Source organism: Streptomyces sp. NPDC041108, assembly GCF_055592645.1.
Map to the genome: position 1 here is coordinate 933,843 of NZ_JBVIYK010000001.1, position 18,081 is coordinate 951,923.

Here is an 18,081-nt window from a genome sequence, read left to right on the forward strand (position 1 = left end):
CCGCGCGCTGATGTCGCCCGGCGAGCCAGGGCCTGTCCGACCGTTCCCGTCTGCCTCGCGACGCCCTGCACGCCCTCTCGCGACGCCGTGCACGCCCTCTCGCGACGCCGTGCACGCCCTCTCGCCGCGCCGGACGAGAGCCCAAGCGGCTCCGCCAGGAGGACTTCCGCCCGGCACACCGGGAGCACGCACCGCACGCCGCTCCTTCTCCCGCGGAGATCCCTCAGAAGGGCCCTAACGCCGTGCCGCCCCCAGCACCGTCTCCCGCTCATGCCCCGTCAGCGGCGGTTCCGTCAGCGGGGATCTGACCGGGCCCCGCAGCACCGCCAGGACGATCTCGGGCCTGACGAGGGCGCCGATCGGTGCGCTGAGGGTGACCACACCGAGGTAGGCCTTGAAGACCAGGGGCCGGCCGAGCGCGGTCCGCATCAGCCGCTCCACATAGCGGCCGAAGAGTCTCTGCACGGCGTTCGGCCGCTTGCCGATGGCCTCCGGATAGCGGATGTCCGCGCCGGTGGCCAGGTTCCAGGCCAGGGAGACCGGCACCGCCACCGCCTTCTGCACCCGGCGCGCGAGCCCCGGCGCCGTCAGACCCTGCGCGGCGACCCGCTCGCGCAGCGCCAGGGCGCTCTGGGCGGCGACGGACATGCCGTGGCCGTATATCGGGTTGTACGTGGCGACAGAGTCGCCGATCGCCACGAACCCGTCGGGCCAGTCGGACACCTTCTCGAAGAAGCGCCGCCGGTTGATCGTGCTGCGGGTGACCACGACGTCCGTCAGCGGCTCGGCGCGGGCGATCAGCTCGCCGACGACCGGGTCCCTGACGTCCCGCGCGAACGCCTCGAACTCCTCGGTGACCGCGCTCGGTTGACCGCCCCGGGTGCCCGACAGCGTCACCAGCCAGCGCCCGTCCTCGATGGGCACGAGGGTCGCGCTGCGTCCCGGCACCGGCTGCGACCCGTCCGGCTGCACGTTGACGACCGGGTACTCCTCGGTGCCCGCCGGTGCCCGGAAGACCCGGCTGGCGTACACGAGTCCGGAGTCGACCTCGTCCATCGGCGCCGGCGCGACCCCGAGGGTGTCGAGCCAGGCGGAACCCCGTGAACCGCGTCCGGCGGCGTCCACCACCAGATCGGCGGCGAGGACCCGCGCCTCACCGTCGGCGGAACGGACCCGCAGCCCCGTCACCCGGGAGGCGTCGCCCTCCAGGCCCAGGATCTCGGTGCGGTCGAGCACGGTGACCCGGGGCCCGGCGAGAAGGCGGGCGCGGACGACCGACTCCAGCAGATCCCGGCTGCACGCGATCATGAACTCCATCTCGGGCCAGCGGCGCACCCAGCCCTGGGGCGACAGGCAGACCAGGCCGGTCGGCAGCGGGATGCGCCGGGCGCCGGCCGCGAGCCAGGCGTCCGTGACCCCCGGCAGCAGCTCCTCCATGGCGCGGGCCCCGCCGGACCACAGCAGATGGGCGTGCCGGGCCTGGGGCACACCCCGGCGGGGCCCGGGCTCCTCGGGCAGCACGTCACGTTCGATCACGGTGACGTCGGCGTGGTCGCGCAGCGCGGCGGCGGCCAGCAGGCCGGCCAGGCCCGCGCCGACGACGACGGCGCTCCGGGAGGTCGTGACCGCGGTGTCACGCGGGCCGCTAACGGGTTCGCTCATGGAAGTCGCTCTCTGACCTGGTCGCGGCGGCCCATTCACGGGCGGCCGCTACGACGGGTGACTGACGCAGGGCGATGGACATCCGCACGAGGTCACGGGGGTTCTCGGTGGGCGGGGTGGGGGCTTCGGAGGCGGCGGAGCTGATGACCCGCCCCTCCGGATCGTGCTCCCTGGCCCGCACCGCCGCCGTCACCATCGCCGCGTCGGCCTCGGCCCGCGCCTGGGCGGGCTCGGAACCGGCCGCGACGGCGGCGTCGTAGGCCTTGGCCCGGACCTGGGCGTCGAAGTACGGGTACAGGCTGAGCATGCCGTCGTGGATGTCGGACTCCCGCTGGGTCATCTGGAGCCGGGCGGGCGCCCACCAGGAGATCCGCACCTCGTGGCTCGCCTGGGCCCAGACCGGGCGAAGCTCCCGCCACAGCGGGCCGAGCCGACGGTACATCGACCAGATCGTCCAGGAGTCGCCCAGCCGTTCTCCGGCCAGCGGCAGACAGAAACCGACCGCGCAGACCTGCGCGCCGACGGACGACAGCACGGGGGCGACGTACGTGCTCAGATAGTCCAGGTCGCCGCCCTGCCAGCGGGCCACCACGGCGACCAGCTTGACCGCCGCGAACGGGACGTTGAGCAGGAAGCCGAACGCGATGATCAGCAGTCCGGCGCGCAGCCAGCCCCGCACCTGCAGCGCCCAGCGCCAGCACATGACGTTCATCGCGACACCCGCGACGCTGAACCCGGCCAGATACAGCACGATCATCTCGCGCAGGAACGGCGTGGTGGCGTAGTACGTGTCGAAGTCCCGCACCCGCTCCACGGGTGCCTCGCCGAGCAGGAACAGCAGCACGATCGCCGCGCACACCGCGCCGTAGCCGGCGATCCAGCGGTGCGAGAGCCGGCGGGTCGTCTCGGGCGGGCCGCCACGCCAGTTGATGATCAGCACCAGACAGGAGCCGCTGAACGCGCTCAGCAGGAAGTAGACGACGGGCGCCGAGATGTTGGTGACGCCCGTGACGTGGTTGAGCTCGCTGATCGTCGGCGGCGCGGCGAAGCAGAAGACCAGGGCGGCCAGCGTCATCAGCGCGCACACGGACCTGATCAGGGGGTCGCCCCAGTTCCGCAGCAGCGCGGGCGTCTTCGAGGCCAGGGCGATCGCCATCGCGGCGGCCGGAAGGTAGTAGCTGGACCCGTCCATGCTCTCGGCGTCTCTGCGTTCCCGGCCGCTCAGCCCTGCGGTCCGCGGCAGCCCAGCGAGGCCCCGATGCGGCCGGCCAGGTGATCGCGGCGCACGGGCCGACGCAGCGCCGAACCGGCCAGCCAGGCACGGCACTTGCTCGCCAGCAGCAGTCCGAAGCTCTCGGCGTCCTGCTCGTCCGTCAGGTCGAAACGGGTACGGGCTGCGACCCTCGGCACGGTCGCCCGCAGATCGGCGTCCTGGCTCAGTAAGCGCGCGGCGACCGCGGTGCCCTCCACGTGCCGTCCGCAGTGACCGGCGTGCATGTGCCACAGCTCATGGCCGAGGATCACCAACTGGTGGTCGGGCGCGGTGCGTTCCTCGATGACGACCAGATCCTGCTCGGCCATGTCCAGCCACAGCCCGCTGGCCGTGCCCGGCGGGAAGACGGCCGTGCGATAGCGGACGGGACGGCCGCGGCGCCGGCTCATGGCGTCGCACAGGGCGCCGTAGAGATCGGCGGGGTCCGCCGGCGCCGGCAGCGTGAGTTCGCCGACCAACTCGCCGCACAGACGGCGCATTTCCTTTCCGATGCCCACAGTTCTCCCCCGGTCAGGACTCGGGCCGCTTGACGCTCTCCAGCAGCATGTCCAGCCACTCCGCCACCTTGTCGCGGTGCTGGTCGGTGGGCAGCTGGGCCGCCCGCCAGGCGATGGAGCGCACACCGTGGTTCTGCAGCAGCCGCTGCAGCGGGTCGTCCGCGGCCTCGGCCGCCGCGCGTTCGCGGTCGGCCAGCTGCTGGAGAAGCTCCTGCTCGGTCCGTATCAGGGCGCTCGCCAGCGCCTCGGGGTCCTCGGCGGTGAGGAAGCCTGCGTGCACCCGGAAGAAGCGCTGGATGGCGTCGCAGTGCTCCATCGTGGGCCGCCGGTCCCCGTTGATCAGGGCACCCGCCTGCTGGCGCGACATCCCGGCGCCGTCGGCGATCTCCTGCTGGGTGTACTTGCGGCCACCCGGCTTGAGGCGGGTGCGCCGCAGCAGGTCGAGGCGTTGCAGAAAGCGGGCCTGGACGTCCGGCTCACCGGCGCGCTGTCCGCTCAGCAGGGCCTTCACCACCGCCTCCGGCACGCCCGAGGCGACCGAGAGCCGTCGGGTGTCGAACACCTCCGTGTGCCGTACGCGCAGCTTGTCCGCCAGCGCGGTGACACGGGCCACGACGGCCGGCAGCAGAACCGTCGCCGCGGCGTCCGGAACCTCGAAGCCATCCGTCACCGACAGGTCTCCTACGTCTCTCTCAGGCCAATTTCGCGGTACTGCGGAATCCGTGGATCCAAGCCTGGCGCGAGACCCTGGTCCCGGCAAGTACACCCGTGAACTGCGGGGAGACTAGCGGTTGTGTCGAACTCACATCCAGGTCTCGCCACAACTGTGGCGGGATTCAGCCGTCAACCGACGCCGAATGCCACGATAGTTGACACCGATCCGACCGGGGCACCAGGATCAAGGCGCCGCGTGAAGGCCGCATAGGCAAGAGGGGTGACCTCCCGATGGCGTTTCAGGCAGGAGGGCAGCGGTGGGTACCGCGGTCCGTCCCCGACACTCTCGAAGCCCAGGAAGCACAGGCGTACCTCCAGGACTACGCCGTGTTGCTGGATTCCGTCCTGTTCCCGTCCGTGGTCCTCGACCACCGCTGGGGCGTCGTTCTGGCCAACGCCGCGTTCCGGGCCCTGTTCAACGGTGTGGGGCCGCACCCGACGGCCATGCCGGACGACAACTTCCTCCGCTTCGTGCTCTTCCACCCCGACGCCGCCACGGTCCTCGGCGACCACGAGGCCGGCTGGTGCCTGCCGATGCTCGCCCACTTCGCCGCCGCGGTGGAGCAGCACCCCCAGGACCGGGGCCTGCAGGCCGTCCGCCGGGAGATCGCCCAGGACCCGATCATGGACGCCGCCTACCGCCACGGCCTCCCGCACTGGCTCCGTACGGTGGGCCCCGCGGCCGTCCGGAACGACGGCGCCGTACGCCGGGTGATCCACCCGGACCCGCGCTGGGGCGCCACCCACTGCAGGGTCGTCGGCGAGAGCCCCGACACCCTGCGCGACATGGGCTACCACCGTATGACCCTCGTCCTGCGCGAGGTGGGCCGCCCGGCCGACCCGCTGCGCCGGACGCGCCGTCCCCGGCCCGCCGCCACGGGCCATCTGAGCGTGGTGCCCTCTCCCGAACGGTGAGCCGCACCCCCTCCGGCGCCGCCGGCGTTCAGGTCGCCGACGGCGCCGGAGGACAACCCCCGCCCCCCGGTCACCCCTTGCCCAGGTCGAGGGGGACATCCCGCTTCGCCGCCTGGATCTGCTCGTACACATGGGTCCGCAGCTCCGCGAAGCGCGGAGCCACACGGGTGTGCAGCTGGTCCCGCTCGGCGGGAAGGTCGATCCTGAGCCGTTCCCGCACGACGGTGGGGGAGGAGGAGAGGATCAGAACCCGTTCGCCGAGATAGACGGCCTCGTCGATGTCATGGGTGACGAACAGGATCGTGATGCCCCGCTCCCGCCACAGGCCCCGCACGAGATCCTCCAGGTCGGCCCGCGTCTGGGCGTCGACCGCCGCGAACGGCTCGTCCATCAGCAGCACCTCCGGCTCGTACGCCAGCGCGCGGGCGATGGCGACCCGCTGCTGCATACCGCCGGACAGCTGCCAGGGGTAGGCGCCCGCCGCGTCGGACAGACCGACGGAGGCCAGCGCGTCGTCGACCAGTTCCCGGCGCCGTGCCCTGCCCGACTTCTTCTGCCGCAGGGGCAGTTCGACGTTGTCGCGGACCCGCATCCAGGGGAACAGGCTGCGCCCGTACTCCTGGAACACCACCGCCATGCCCGGCGGCGGCCCGTCCACCCGCCGTCCCCCGAGGCGGACCTCACCGGCGGTCGGGTCCAGCAGCCCGGCCACGCACTTCAGCAGGGTCGTCTTGCCGCAGCCCGACGGCCCCACCAGACAGACCAGTTCGCCGGCGCCGACGGTGAAGGTGAGGTCCCGCACCGCCTCCACCCGGCGCCCGGAACCCTCGTAGACCTTCCGCAGACCCGTCACTTCCAGCAAGGCGCTCATCGCCGGCTGCCCCTTCCCCGGTTTCACCACGACCGCCGCGAGGACGCGCGCTGGCCGTGATACCAGCCCAGCACACGCCGCTCCACCAGGCGGAACACGACGGACAGCAGGAACCCGAGCAGACCGAGGACGAGGATGCCGGTCCACATGTCGGGGATCGCGAAACCGCGCTGGAACTGGACGATGGTGTGGCCCAGTCCGTCGCCGGCCGCGGTCATCTCGCTGATGACCATGAGGATGATGCCGATCGACAGCGCCTGCCGCAGCCCCGCGAAGATCTGCGGACTCGCCGAGCGCAGCACGACGTGCCGCAGCCGGGCCGCGCCCGTGACGCCGTACGACCGGGCCGTCTCGGACAGCACGGAGTCCACCGCCCGTACGCCCTCCACGGTGTTGAGCAGGACCGGCCACACACAGCCGCTCGCGATGACGGCGATCTTCATCGTGTCGCCGATGCCCGCGAACAGCATGATGACCGGGACGAGGACCGGCGGTGGCACCGCCCGCAGGAATTCGAGGACCGGTTCGCAGACCGACCGCACCCGGCGGTGGGAGCCGATGACCGTGCCGAGCGCGACACCGGCGACGGCCGCCACCGCGTACCCCGCGGACAGGCGCAGCAGGCTCGGCAGCACGTCGGCGCGCACCCGCTCCGCCGTCCAGACGTCCGGGAAGGTGGCGAGGATCGTGCGCAGGGGCGGCCAGAACACGTCGGTGCTGCCGGAGGAGGCGAACCACCACACGGTGACCAGGACGAGGGGAAGGGCGACGCCGAACAGCAGCCGCGCCGGCACACGTCTCACACGGCCACCTCCCCGCGCACCGACTGGTGCCAGGCCAGCGCCCGCCGCTCCACCGCACGGGCGCCCACGTTGACCAGCAGCCCCAGCAGCCCGGTGACCACGACCAGGGCGTACAGCTCCGGCACCGCCTGCGAGGTCTGCGCGACCGCGATGCGCTGACCCAGCCCCGGTGCCCCGATGACGAGTTCGGCCGTCACCGCCAGGACGAGGGCCACGGCGGCGGCCAGCCTGAGGCCCGTCATGACGTACGGCAGTGCGGTGGGCCACAGCACGTACCGGACCCGCGCCCAGGGGCCGAGGCCGTAGGAGCGGGCGGTCTCCTCGGCGACCGGGTCGACGTCCTGGACGCCGTACAGGGTCTGGATCAGGATCTGCCAGAAGGACGCGTACACCACCAGGACGAGCACCGACTGCAGTTCGCTGCCGTACAGGAGGACGGCGAGGGGGATCAGGGCGACCGAGGGGATCGGGCGCAGGAACTCGATCGTGGAGGACGTCGCCTCGCGCAGGTGCGGCACGACGGCGATCACGACCCCCGTGAGGATCCCGGCCGTCGCGGCGATCAGGAGTCCGAGGGCCCAGCCGGTCAGGGTGTCACCGAGCGCGGTCCAGAAGGCCGCGTCGGCGAGTTCGGCGGCCAGAGCGCCGGCGACCCGGCTGACCGGCGGGAGATAGTCGTCCTCGACGAGGCCGAGCCGTGGGACCGCCTCCCACACGGCGAGGAATCCCGTCAGTCCGGCCGCGCCGAGGAGCGCGTCGGCACCCCTCACGGCAGCAGCTTGTCCAGGTCCGGGGCCTTCTCGAACAGGCCGTCCTTCTGGCCGAGTTCGGCGAGCCGCTCGATGGAGGCACGGTCCGGCTCGGCCGGCCAGTGGGGCAGGACCACCGACTCCAGCAGGTTCTGCGGGATCTTCGTGTAGGTGGTGACGATCTCGCGGACCTCGTCCGGGTGTTCGTCGGCGTAGGCGAGCGACTCCGCCGTGGCCTCCTGGAACTTCTTCACCGTCTCCGGGTTCTCCTCGGCGTACTGCTGCGAGGTGAAGTACATGGCCACGGTGAGGTACGGCGACACGTCGACGAAGTTCGACGCCAGGACGGTGCCGCCCTGGGACTTGATGGTGGCCAGCGCGGGCTCCACGACACAGGCCGCGTCGACCTGGCCCTTGGTGAGCGCGGCCGGCATCTGGTCGAACGGCATCTCCACGTACTCCACCTCGGACGGGTCGCCGCCGTCCTTGCGGACCGACTCGTTGACCGAGGTGTCGCAGATGTTGCCCAGCGTGTTGGCCGCGACCTTCTTGCCCTCCAGGTCGCTGGCGGTCCTGATCGGGCTGCCCTTGCGCACCATGATCTCCGCGAAGTCGGCGCCCGCCTTTCCGGTGGAGGCGACGCCGTTCACCACGGCCTTGACCGGCACGTTCTTGGACCGGGCGACCAGCAGGGACGTCATGTTGCTGAAGCCGAAGTCGAACTGGCCGGAGACGACACCGGGCACGATCGCCGCTCCGCCCTGCGCGAGGGTGGGCTCCAGGTCGAGCCCCCGCTTGCTGTAGAAGCCCTTCTTCTCGCCCAGGTACAGGGGCGCCACGTCGATGATGGGGATGACGCCGAGCTTGAGCGTGGTGGTGCCCCCGGACCCCGCGTCCCCGCCGCCCGACTTCGTGGAACCGCAGGCCGTCGCGGTGACGAACAAGGTGCCGGCCGCGAGACCGATGAGCAGACGACGCATGACTCCCCCTGGTGGGAACGCTCCTCGACAGGCTGTGCGCACACCGCACAGAAGTGCTCAGCGGGAAGGTAGAACGCCGCCGGTTGCGGGTCAATGCCCGCAGCCTGCAAGCCCGTTGACAGTTGCAGAAGTGTGCTCCTAGCGTGCGCACAACGCACCGTCGTGCGTACGGCACGCGGGTGCGGCGCTTCGTCCGTGCCGTGCCCGCGCTTCGTTCGTGCTGCTTGTGTGCGGATCCGGTGCGGATCCCGTGCGGTGCTCGGCCCGGTGCCCGGTCCCATGCTCCCCGCGGTCTCCGTTGCGTCTTCCTGGAGTCGACGATGCCCGATCGAGACCGGTTCGGCGGAGCCCGCGAACCGCACTTCGTCCGGTCCTTCGAGCGCGGCCTCGCGGTCGTCCGCGCCTTCGACGCCGAGCATCCCGCCCTGACACTGAGCGAGGTCGCGCGGACCTGTGAGCTGACCCGGGCCGCCGCCCGCCGCTTCCTGCTCACCCTCGTCGACCTCGGCTACGTCCACACCGACGGCCGGCTGTTCCGGCTGACCCCGCGCGTGCTCGAACTCGGCTACGCGTACCTGTCGAGCGTCACCCTCCCCGATCTCGCCGTCCCCCATCTGGAGCGGCTGGTCGCGCAGGTCGGGGAGTCGTCCTCGCTGTGCGTCCTCGACGGCGACGACATCGTGTACGTGGCGAGGGTCGGCGCGCGCCGCATCATGACGGCGACGATCACCGTGGGCACCCGCTTCCCGGCCCACGTCACCTCCGTCGGCCGGGTGGTCCTCGCGCATCTGCCGGACGAGGAGATCGACGCCCGCCTCGCCCGCGCCGACCTCGTGCCCCTCACCCGGCGCACCCTCACCTCTCCCGGCCGGCTCAGGACCGAGCTGCGCCGGGTGCGCCGCCAGGGGTACGCCGTCGTCGACCAGGAACTGGAGGAGGGGCTGCGGTCCGTCGCCGCCCCGGTGCGCGACCGCAACGGCGAGGTGGTGGCCGGCGTGAACATCCCCGTCCACGCCGGGCGCACCTCGGTCGAGTCGGTACACCGGGACCTGCTGCCCCACCTGCTGGCCACGGTCGCCCGGATCGAGGCCGACCTGCGCGCGACGGGGACCGCCACGGGCCGGGCGCGCGCGGTGGCCGCGCCGCTACAGGTCGAGCACCAGCCGTGACCCCCGGCACCGGGACACGCAGATGAGCATGGTCTCCCCGGCCTCGCGCTCCTCGTCGCTCAGCACCGAGTCGCGGTGGTCGGGGGTACCCTCCAGGACGTCCGTCTCGCAGGTCCCGCAGGTGCCCTCCGCGCAGGAGTACAGCACCTCGACCCCGGCGGCCCGCACGGTGTCGAGCACGGACACCCCGACGGGCACCGTGACGGTCTTCCCGGTCCGCTCCAGTACGACCTCGAACTCGCCGTCGGGGCCCGTCTCCTGCTCCTTCGGCCGGAACCGCTCGACCCGGAGCGCCTTTCCCGGGCACCGCGCCTCGACCGCGTCGAGCAGGGCGCCCGGCCCGCAGCAGTAGACCAGCGCGTCCTCGGGCAGCCCGTCCAGCACGGACCCGAGGTCGAGCAGCCCGGTCTCGTCCTGCGGGGCGACGGTGACCCGGTCCCCGTACCTGCCCAACTCCTCCCGGAACGCCATGGAGTCACGGCTGCGCCCGCCGTACAGCAGCGTCCACTGCGCGCCCGCCGCCTCGGCCGCGGCCAGCATCGGCAGGATGGGGGTGATGCCGATGCCGCCGGCCACGAACCGGTAGCGGGGCACCGGCTCCAGGGCGAAGTTGTTGCGCGGCCCCCGCACCCGGACCTTGTCGCCCCGCGCCAACTCCGTGTGCACGTACGCCGATCCGCCGCGGCCGTCGGGCTCGCGCAGGACGCCGATCCGCCAGACCCCGCGGTCCGCCGGGTCGCCGCACAGCGAGTACTGCCGCTCCAGTTCCGGCCCCAGCAGCACGTCGATGTGGGCCCCCGGCTCCCAGGCCGGGAGTTCTTCGCCGAGCGGATGCCGCAGCGTGAGGGCGAGCACGCCGTCGGCCGCGAACTCCCGGCTGTCGACGACCAGTTCGGCTTCGTACCCGGGCGACGAGGGCGACGGCGAGGGGGGCGGGGTCATGAAGTGTTCCCTTGCGGCTCGTGTCCTTGGGGGTGGGCGAGCATCCACTCCCACATCTCGATGGGGTCCTGCGCGGTGTGCTCGCGCCCGCAGTGACAGGTGCCGTGCAGGATGTCCGTGCCCGGCAGCCAGTCGACGCGGTAGACCTCCCCGGTCCGGTAGGTGGGCGGGGTGCTCACAGGACCTTCTCCACCGGCTTCTCGCCCTGCTCGACCAGTCGGGCCAGGATGCGGCGGGCGGCCAGACCGCCGGTGTCGATGTTGATGCTCAGCTCCTGGTAGCCGGTGCGCTCGGTGCCCAGCGTCTCCTGCAGCAGGTTCAGCGCGTCGACGTCCTGCATGACGACCGTGTGGTTGTTGCCCCTGAGGAACTCGGTGACCTCGTCGCTCTCGGTCGCCCAGTCCCGCGAGACCATCCAGAAGTCGTACACCTTGCCGTCCGAGGACGGGGTGATCGCGTACGTGATCTCGGTGTGGAAGCCGTTCGGGTCGCTGCCGTCCGCCTCGGGGAGCACGCCCACGGGGGCGATGCGGCTGTGCAGCAGATACAGGCAGGGCGCGAAGTACTCGATGTCCTGCCAGCGGGTGATCCGGCCCTCGATGCCGGTCGACTTCGCATAGAACGGCGGGCACTCCGCGTCGTCCATGTGCCGGCTCACCCGCACCACGCCGGCGCCCTCGTCGACCTCGGTCGTGATCGGGGTCTCGGCGACCTCGGGGGTGCCGATGTAGCCGCCGTGCAGATAAGTCTCGTGGGACAGGTCGAGCAGGTTGTCGACGAGGAGCCCGTAGTCGGCGTCGATCGGCTCCATGCCGCGCACGGTGGTCCAGCCGGGAGCCGCCAGGTGCCGGGCGCGCGGGATGGTCTGCGGGTCGGCGAGCGCCGGGTCGCCTATCCAGACCCAGATCAGCGAGTCCTGCTCGACCACGGGGTACGAGGCCACGCGCGCCGTCCGCGGGATCCGCTTCTGCCCCGGCACGTACACGCACGCGCCCGTCGTGTCGTAGGTGAACCCGTGGTAGCCGCACACGATCCGGTCACCGTCCAGCCCGCTCTGCGACAGCGGGTACCGGCGGTGCACGCACCGGTCGTGCAGCGCCACCGGGGTCCCCTCCTCCTCGGTCCGGTAGAACACGAGCGGCTCACCCAGGATCGTCCGTCCGAGCAGTTCCCGCCCGACCTCCTCGGCGTAGGCGGCGACGTACCACTGATTCCTGGCGAATGTCGTCGTGTGCGGCATGGCTGCGGCTCCCGTCGTTGGGTGATGGCGACATCGTCCGGAAGGGTGTCACGGGGACGCAATACTGCTTCCGCCTCACGGAAGGCCCGATGTGAACAACCTGTTCAGAGGCTTGATCTGCCTACGCTTCGGCATTCGGCCCGAAGGGAGCGTGCGGCCGTGCCTGCTGTTCCTCGCCCACGGCCCGTGTCACTGCAGTTTCGGTGAACTGCGAAGACTGGCCGATTTGGTTCTTCTGTGAAGCCTTCTCGGCTGTGTACGGCTGTGTACGGCTGGTACAGCGGCAGACTGTGCGGAGCTCCGGATCACCTGGTGCGGTGTTCGCCCGCCTCCGGCTGCTCCAGGTGGGTGGCGAGGACGGCGGCCTGGACCCGGCGCTGCACTCCCAGCTTGGCCAGGAGGCGGGAGATGTGGTTCTTGACGGTTTTCTCGGAGAGGTAGAGCTTCTTGCCGATCTCGCGGTTGGTCAGTCCTTCGCCGATCAGGGCCAGGATGTCCCTCTCGCGGGGTGACAGGCTCGCCAGTTCGGAGGGCACGGAGGGGGTCTCCGCGGGGTCGGCGCGCAGTGAGCGCATCAGGCGGGCCGTGGTCGCGGGGTCGAGCATGGACTGGCCCGAGGCGACGGTGCGGACGGCCGAGACGAGGTCGGATCCCTTGATCTGCTTGAGGACGTAGCCGGAGGCGCCGGCCATGATCGCGTCGAGCAGGGCCTCTTCGTCGTCGAAGGAGGTCAGCATCAGACAGGCCAGCTCCGGCATCCGGTTGCGCAGCTCCCGGCAGACCGAGATGCCGTCGCCGTCCGGCAGCCGCACGTCGAGGACGGCCACGTCGGGGCGTAGCGCCGGCCCCCGAGCGAGCGCGTGATCGACGGTGCCGGCGTCACCGACCACCGAGATGTCGGGCTCGGCGCCGAGCAGATCCGCCAGGCCGCGGCGGACGACCTCGTGGTCGTCCAGCAGGAACACCCGGATCGGGTTCTGTTCGGTGAAGGTGCGTGGCTCGGGCATTGGCGACCCCTCGTTCCCCGGTGGAGCACAGACTGCGGGCTGTCCATGATGCCGATCATCACGTGCCCGAACCGCATGCGCCAGGGCCGACCGGCCCCATTCAGGAGGAGGCCGAGCCGGCGGGAGCCACGGGTACGGACACGGGACCGGGAAGCGTTCATGACATGCCTCGGGGCAGGGGGTACGGATTTCCCCCTCCAGCGTGCGGAATCTCAGGGCGGCGCCAATCAGTTCCACGTGAACGTGAACGTGCTCGACCGGGTCACGCTCAAGGACGCGATGGAGCATCCGGAGAAGTACCCCGACCTGACCATCCAGGTCTCCGGATACGCCGTCAACTTCGTCCGCCTGACCCGCGAGCAGCAGCTCGACGTGATCAGCCGTACCTTCCACGGATCGCTGTGCAGGCCGTCATGACGAACGGCCGGATCCACTCCTGGGACCTGTCCACCGGCGTGGACGGTCCCGGGACCCGGTTCGTGCTCTTCGTCAGCGGCTGCCCCCTGCGCTGCCCGTACTGCGCCAACCCCGACACCCGGCACATGCGCGACGGCCGGGAGGCGACGGTGGACGAGGTGATGGCGGAGATCGAGAAGTACCGGGCCTTCGTCACCACGGCCGGGGGAGGGGTGACGATCACCGGTTCGTCGCGGGGCTCGGCACGGTCGAACGGGTCGGGGTGCTGCCCTTCCACAAACTCGGCGCCGCCAAGTACGAGGCCCTCGGCATCCCCTTCCCGCTGCGCGACACCCCCGTCCCCGACCAGTCCCTGACCGAGAGTGTCCGCGCACGCTTCCGGGAGCAGGGTGTGCCCGCCCACTGACGGTCGAACCACGCGCGGTACGCGGGAGCGCCGCGCCGCGCCGCCCCGGTCCTGATCGGCCCTCTCGCGGACCGGGGACCGCGAGAGCCGCCGCGAGTGACGCGGAGCGCCCGGCCGTCCCCGGCCGCGAGCGGTGCGACGACGGTCGTCGTCATGAGGGCGGTGGCGGACTCGGGTCCGGCGGACAGCAGCGGCGAGGACCCGGACAGGGCGTACGTCGCATCCACCGCTCGCGACAGCCACAGCGAGAGCCGGCGTGCGGCACGCGGCCCAACGGCCTCGGAGAGCAGGGCCGTTCGGCCCCGTGGTCGCGGACCTTCGGCATCCGCCGCCGACCGGCGCGCGCGGCCAGAGTAAGCGGTGTCAGGCACCGACCCGACCGCCCTCGAAGGGAACCACGACCATGGCCGTGCACGAGCACCCGCATCGGAATGCCGGATTCCACCTGCCGTCGCGGCGCAGGAACCGGAACGCCTCCGCATCCGAGTCGGCAGTGGCGACAGGAACCGGCACGCACACCGCGCGGGCCTATGCCGTCGCGTCCCTGCGTCTGCTCACGGGGTTCGTCTTCCTGTGGGCCTTCCTCGACAAGACCTTCGGCTTCGGCTACGCCACCCCCTCCGGCAAGGGCTGGATCGACGGCGGCTCCCCGACGAAGGGCTTCCTCGGCTCCGTCGCCGTCGGACCGATGGAGTCCACCTTCCACTCCTGGGCCGGCGACCCGTGGGCGAACTGGCTGTTCATGCTCGGTCTGCTCGGGATCGGCCTCGCCCTGGTCGCGGGGGTCGCGCTGCGGTTCGCCGCCGTCGCCGGCACCGTGATGATGGCGCTGATGTGGATCGCCGAGTGGCCGCCGGCCAAGCACCTCTCGGACGGCTCGGCGAGCATGTCGACGAACCCGTTCGTCGACTACCACCTGATCTACGCCGTCGCCCTGATCGTCCTGGCCGCCGTCGCCGCCGGCGACACCCTGGGCGCGGGCCGGCTCTGGGCCGGGCTGCCCTTCGTCCGCGACCACAGCTGGCTGCGCTGAGCACCGACGGCGCGGTGGGCCCGCCACCCGGGCCACCGCGCCGATCCGTGCGGGGGGTCGGTCGGCCCCGATCCGGGACCAGTGGCCCCTGCACGAGGAACCGCCCGAAGACGACTCTGTAATCGGATCCCTCGCCCCAGGAGGTGGAGATCATGCTCCGTACCGTCACCGTAGGTCTCGACGGCTCGCAGGAGAGCCGGGCCGCCGCGGAATGGGCGGCTCGCGAAGCCGGGCTGCGCGACCTGCCGCTGAAACTCGTCCATGTCTGGGAGCCGGTCCCGGAGCCGGTGGCTCAGGCGCCTCTCCTGGGAGCCGAGACCCAGCGGCACTGGACCGAGCGGATCCCGCGCGAGGCCGCTGAGGGCATCAGCCTGCGCCACCCCGGCGTCGAGGTGATCCGCGAGCAGATCGCCGGCCGCCCGCACGACGCCCTCGTGGAGACGGCGAAGGGCGCCGAACTGCTGGTCCTGGGATCTCGCGGATTCGGCGGGATCGGCGGGTTCATGGTCGGCTCGGTCGGCCTGTCCGTCGTGGCGCACGCGGACCGCCCGGTGGTGCTGGTCCGCGCGCTGGAGGTCGCCGCGGACGAGCACGAGCCGGATCCGGCCGGCATCCCCTCCGCCGCGACCCCGTTCCGGCCCGTGGTCCTCGGCCTCGACGTCGACCACCCGGACGAGACGCTGATCGAGTTCGCGTTCGCGGCCGCCCTGCTCCGCGAAACGTCCCTGCGGGTCGTCCACGGCTGGAACCCGCCGCCGTACTACGCGTACGGCACGTCCGCCAACCCGGCGCTGCACGAGGCGCTGGCCCTCGCCGACGCCGAGGCCCTCGCCCAGGCGCTGCGGCCCTGGCGGGAGAAGTACCCGGACGTGGACGTCGTCGAGGTGTCCCGCTACGGCAGCCCGGCCGTCCACGTCGTGGAAGCCTCCCGTGACGCCTCCCTCGTCGTCGTGGGCCGGCGCATCCGCCGCAGCCCGTTCGGCGCCCACATCGGACACGTCACGCACGCCGTCCTGCACCACTCCACCGCCCCCGTCGCCGTCGTCCCCCACAGCTGACCCACCCCCGATGATCCACCCCGTGGATCCACCCCCGAGGAGAAGAGACCCATGAAGGCAGCGGTCGTACGAGCGTTCGGCGAGCCCCTGGTCGTCGAGGAGCGCCCCGACCCGGAGCCCGGCCCCGGCCAGGTCCGTGTCCGGGTGGAGGCGTCCGGGCTGTGCCACACCGACATCCACGCCGCCCACGGCGACTGGCCGGTCAAGCCGAACCCGCCGTTCGTCCCCGGGCACGAGGGCGTGGGCCTGGTGGAGGCGCTCGGCGAGGGCGTCACCCACCTGGCCGTCGGACAGCGGGTTGCCGTGCCCTGGCTCGGCAAGGCGTGCGGGAGGTGCGAGCACTGCCTGTCCGGCTGGGAGACGCTGTGCGAGCAGCAGATCAACACCGGTTACGGCTGCGACGGCGGCTACGCTGAGAAGATGCTCGCCTGGGCCGACTTCGCCCAGCCCGTGCCCGACGGGATCACCGCCCTGGAGGCGGCCCCGCTGACCTGCGCGGGCGTGACGACGTACAAGGCGCTCAAGGTCGCCGACGTCAAGCCCACGCAGTTGGTCGCGATCTCCGGCATCGGCGGCCTCGGCCACCTCGCCGTGCAGTACGCGAAGATCGCCGGAGCCACGGTCGCCGCGATCGACGTCACCGACGAGAAGCTCCGGCTGGCCGCCGAACTCGGCGCGGACATCGTCATCGACGCCCGCAAGGAGAACGTCGGCGAGGTGCTCAGGCAGCACGGCGGTGCCCACGCGGCCATCGCGCTCGCGGTGAACGACGCGGCCTTCGAAGCCGCGGGCTCCGGCCTGCGGCGCGGCGGCAAGCTGGTCATGGTGGCCCTGCCCGCGCACGGCACGGTCCGCGTGCCCATCTTCGACACCGTTCTGAACGGCACCTCGGTGATCGGCTCGATCGTCGGCACCCGGCAGGACCTCGCCGAAGTCTTCCAGCTGCACGCGGCCGGCCGCACCAAGGTCATCTACGAGGCCCGCCCCCTCGCCTCCGTCAACGACTGCATCGACGAGGTGCTGCGCGGCGAGGTCAAGGCCCGGATCGTCTTCGACCTGGACGCGGGACGGTGAGAGCGATGGTCCTCCCGATCGTCGTCGGCGTCGACGGATCAGAACCCAGCCTGCGAGCCGTCGACTGGGCGGCCGACGAGGCCGCCCTGCGCGGGCTTCCGCTGCGGCTGGTGTACGCCTCCCTCTGGGAGCGGTACGAGGGCGAGTCGCTCGCAAGTGACCTCGGCAAGCCGTCCGAGCAGGTCACGGCCGAGGACATCGTGCGGACCGCCGCACAGCGGGCCCGCCTGCGCCGGCCCGACGTCGCGGTCTCCACCGACGTCCTGCCGGAGGAGCCCGAGTACGCGCTCGTCCACGAGGGACACACCGCCTCCGCGCTGGTGCTCGGCACCCGCGGCCGCAGCGGCTTCGTCGAGATGCTGCTCGGATCGGTCAGCCTTGCCGTCGCCGCCCACGCGGACTGCCCGGTGATCGTGGTGCGCGACAGCCACGGCCACCAGGCCCGGGCAGGCGCGCGCGGCCGGGTCGTCGTGGGCGTCGGCGAGAAAGCTACGGACTCCGCCGCCCTGCGCTTCGCCGTCGAGGAGGCGAAGCTGCGCCACGCGACGCTGGACGCCGTACGGGCCTGGCGGTGCCCCGCGCACGAGACCACCGACCACCCTCTGCTCGCCGGTGAACCCGCGCGTCTGCACGAGCAGCACGCCGCCGAGATCCTGGAGAAAGCGCTGAAGGACGCACCCGCGGATGTGGACCTGCGCCGGCACACGGTCGAGGGGCCCGCGCGCCGGGTCCTCCTGGACGCCTCGCACGAGGCGGACCTGCTGGTGGTCGGCGCCCGGCGAAATCCGGGGCACCTCGGACTCCAGCTGGGGCGCGTCGCCCACGCGGTGCTGCACCACTCCGCCTGCGCCGTCGCGGTCGTACCCGAGCAGGTGTGAGAGAGGCCGGCCGCTCGGAGGCTCGCACTCGCCGCGTGGTCGGGGACGTAGGTCTCCGCGGATCACGCGGCGGGTGAACGCAGCCGGTCCACTGTGCGCCTTCGCCCACGCTTGTTCCAGCTCCGCCGCCTTACCGATCTGCCACCTGCTCGCCCGCGCCGCTCGACGATGGACAGTGCCGGTACCGCGATGCCAGGTGAGAGACGTGAAGGGAGACGGACGCCAACGACGGATCCCGCGAACTCGACCGGCACGAGTGCCTGAGGCTGCCGGCCGAAGTGCCTGTGGGACGCATCGTGTACACATGGCAGGCGCTGCCCGCCGTCCTGCCGGTCAACTTCTGTCTCGACCGGGACGAAGCAGCGGGCTCGCGGAATCCGGGGCGTGCGCACG

General features: G+C 71.9%; 18 protein-coding genes and 4 pseudogenes. 9 read left to right on the forward strand and 13 right to left on the reverse strand.

What is annotated here, in order from left to right:
• Positions 1-234: 234 nt before the first annotated feature.
• From ACZ6BB_RS03895 to ACZ6BB_RS03910, 4 genes are read right to left on the reverse strand one after another with little or no spacing between them, the layout of a single operon-like run.
• Positions 235-1,662: an FAD-dependent monooxygenase gene (locus ACZ6BB_RS03895; protein WP_471613718.1), complete on the reverse strand. Its 1,428-nt coding sequence runs from the start codon at positions 1,660-1,662 to the stop codon at positions 235-237.
• Positions 1,646-2,854, reverse strand: a complete 1,209-nt coding sequence (locus tag ACZ6BB_RS03900; protein ID WP_471613719.1) for an MAB_1171c family putative transporter — start codon at positions 2,852-2,854, stop codon at positions 1,646-1,648. The genes ACZ6BB_RS03895 and ACZ6BB_RS03900 overlap by 17 nt, the downstream gene beginning before the upstream one ends.
• A gap of 29 nt (positions 2,855-2,883) precedes the next feature.
• Positions 2,884-3,414 (reverse strand): toxin-antitoxin system, toxin component, encoded by a 531-nt coding sequence (locus tag ACZ6BB_RS03905; protein ID WP_471613720.1) that lies wholly within the window; start codon positions 3,412-3,414, stop codon positions 2,884-2,886.
• 31 nt (positions 3,415-3,445) lie between these two features.
• Complete coding sequence (locus tag ACZ6BB_RS03910) at positions 3,446-4,102, reverse strand: helix-turn-helix domain-containing protein (RefSeq protein WP_471613721.1); 657 nt, start codon at positions 4,100-4,102, stop codon at positions 3,446-3,448.
• Between the two features lie 275 nt (positions 4,103-4,377).
• On the opposite strand from ACZ6BB_RS03910, the gene ACZ6BB_RS03915 reads away from it, so the two are divergent.
• Entirely contained in the window at positions 4,378-5,061 is a 684-nt protein-coding gene (locus tag ACZ6BB_RS03915) for an MmyB family transcriptional regulator (RefSeq protein WP_471613722.1), read from the forward strand.
• Positions 5,062-5,131: 70 nt separating this feature from the next.
• Here the strand turns inward: ACZ6BB_RS03915 and ACZ6BB_RS03920 are convergent, their stop codons facing one another.
• From ACZ6BB_RS03920 to ACZ6BB_RS03935, 4 genes are read right to left on the reverse strand one after another with little or no spacing between them, the layout of a single operon-like run.
• Positions 5,132-5,932 carry an ABC transporter ATP-binding protein gene (locus ACZ6BB_RS03920; RefSeq protein WP_471613723.1) on the reverse strand — a complete coding sequence of 267 codons (801 nt, stop codon included), beginning with the start codon at positions 5,930-5,932 and terminating at the stop codon, positions 5,132-5,134.
• Between the two features lie 23 nt (positions 5,933-5,955).
• Complete coding sequence (locus tag ACZ6BB_RS03925) at positions 5,956-6,735, reverse strand: ABC transporter permease (protein ID WP_471613724.1); 780 nt, start codon at positions 6,733-6,735, stop codon at positions 5,956-5,958.
• Complete coding sequence (locus ACZ6BB_RS03930) at positions 6,732-7,505, reverse strand: ABC transporter permease (protein ID WP_471613725.1); 774 nt, start codon at positions 7,503-7,505, stop codon at positions 6,732-6,734. The genes ACZ6BB_RS03925 and ACZ6BB_RS03930 overlap by 4 nt, the downstream gene beginning before the upstream one ends.
• Positions 7,502-8,464: an ABC transporter substrate-binding protein gene (locus ACZ6BB_RS03935; protein WP_471613726.1), complete on the reverse strand. Its 963-nt coding sequence runs from the start codon at positions 8,462-8,464 to the stop codon at positions 7,502-7,504. The genes ACZ6BB_RS03930 and ACZ6BB_RS03935 overlap by 4 nt, the downstream gene beginning before the upstream one ends.
• Before the next feature lie 320 nt (positions 8,465-8,784).
• Here ACZ6BB_RS03935 and ACZ6BB_RS03940 point away from each other — a divergent pair, with 320 nt between their 5' ends.
• On the forward strand, positions 8,785-9,633 hold the full coding sequence (locus ACZ6BB_RS03940; RefSeq protein WP_471613727.1) for an IclR family transcriptional regulator domain-containing protein: 849 nt from the start codon (positions 8,785-8,787) through the stop codon (positions 9,631-9,633).
• Here the strand turns inward: ACZ6BB_RS03940 and ACZ6BB_RS03945 are convergent.
• From ACZ6BB_RS03945 to ACZ6BB_RS03960, 4 genes are all read right to left on the reverse strand, one after another.
• On the reverse strand, positions 9,610-10,575 hold the full coding sequence (locus tag ACZ6BB_RS03945) for a PDR/VanB family oxidoreductase (RefSeq protein ID WP_471613728.1): 966 nt from the start codon (positions 10,573-10,575) through the stop codon (positions 9,610-9,612). The two genes, ACZ6BB_RS03940 and ACZ6BB_RS03945, sit on opposite strands and share 24 nt — an antisense overlap.
• Entirely contained in the window at positions 10,572-10,754 is a 183-nt protein-coding gene (locus ACZ6BB_RS03950; RefSeq protein ID WP_471613729.1) for a hypothetical protein, read from the reverse strand. Before ACZ6BB_RS03950 ends, ACZ6BB_RS03945 begins: the two co-directional genes overlap by 4 nt.
• The gene (locus ACZ6BB_RS03955; RefSeq protein ID WP_471613730.1) at positions 10,751-11,815 is read right to left on the reverse strand and encodes a Rieske 2Fe-2S domain-containing protein; all 1,065 of its coding nucleotides are present in this window, start codon (positions 11,813-11,815) and stop codon (positions 10,751-10,753) included. Before ACZ6BB_RS03955 ends, ACZ6BB_RS03950 begins: the two co-directional genes overlap by 4 nt.
• 305 nt (positions 11,816-12,120) lie before the next feature.
• A complete protein-coding gene (locus ACZ6BB_RS03960; RefSeq protein ID WP_471613731.1) occupies positions 12,121-12,822 on the reverse strand; it encodes a response regulator in 702 nt (233 codons plus the stop codon).
• Between the two features lie 231 nt (positions 12,823-13,053).
• Between ACZ6BB_RS03960 and ACZ6BB_RS03965 the strand changes: the two are divergent.
• Positions 13,054-13,239 (forward strand): annotated as a pseudogene (locus ACZ6BB_RS03965) (glycine radical domain-containing protein); the annotation flags it as partial.
• Positions 13,236-13,645, forward strand: a pseudogene (locus ACZ6BB_RS03970) (4Fe-4S cluster-binding domain-containing protein). The pseudogenes ACZ6BB_RS03965 and ACZ6BB_RS03970, both read left to right, overlap by 4 nt.
• Before the next feature lie 76 nt (positions 13,646-13,721).
• Here ACZ6BB_RS03970 and ACZ6BB_RS03975 read toward each other — a convergent pair.
• A pseudogene (locus ACZ6BB_RS03975) lies at positions 13,722-13,866 on the reverse strand (SulP family inorganic anion transporter); the annotation flags it as partial.
• A 182-nt stretch (positions 13,867-14,048) separates the two neighbouring features.
• Here ACZ6BB_RS03975 and ACZ6BB_RS03980 point away from each other — a divergent pair.
• The 5 genes and pseudogenes from ACZ6BB_RS03980 to ACZ6BB_RS04000 form a co-directional block, all read left to right on the forward strand.
• The gene (locus ACZ6BB_RS03980; protein ID WP_471613732.1) at positions 14,049-14,678 is read left to right on the forward strand and encodes a hypothetical protein; all 630 of its coding nucleotides are present in this window, start codon (positions 14,049-14,051) and stop codon (positions 14,676-14,678) included.
• A 152-nt stretch (positions 14,679-14,830) separates the two neighbouring features.
• Positions 14,831-15,736, forward strand: coding sequence for a universal stress protein (locus tag ACZ6BB_RS03985; RefSeq protein ID WP_471613733.1), 906 nt, complete (start codon positions 14,831-14,833; stop codon positions 15,734-15,736).
• Positions 15,737-15,787: 51 nt separating this feature from the next.
• A complete protein-coding gene (adhP, locus tag ACZ6BB_RS03990) occupies positions 15,788-16,810 on the forward strand; it encodes an alcohol dehydrogenase AdhP (RefSeq protein WP_471613734.1) in 1,023 nt (340 codons plus the stop codon).
• Positions 16,811-16,815: 5 nt separating this feature from the next.
• Positions 16,816-17,688 carry a universal stress protein gene (locus ACZ6BB_RS03995; RefSeq protein ID WP_471613735.1) on the forward strand — a complete coding sequence of 291 codons (873 nt, stop codon included), beginning with the start codon at positions 16,816-16,818 and terminating at the stop codon, positions 17,686-17,688.
• 224 nt (positions 17,689-17,912) lie between these two features.
• Positions 17,913-18,050 (forward strand): annotated as a pseudogene (locus tag ACZ6BB_RS04000) (pyridoxamine 5'-phosphate oxidase family protein); the annotation flags it as partial.
• Positions 18,051-18,081: the final 31 nt, after the last annotated feature.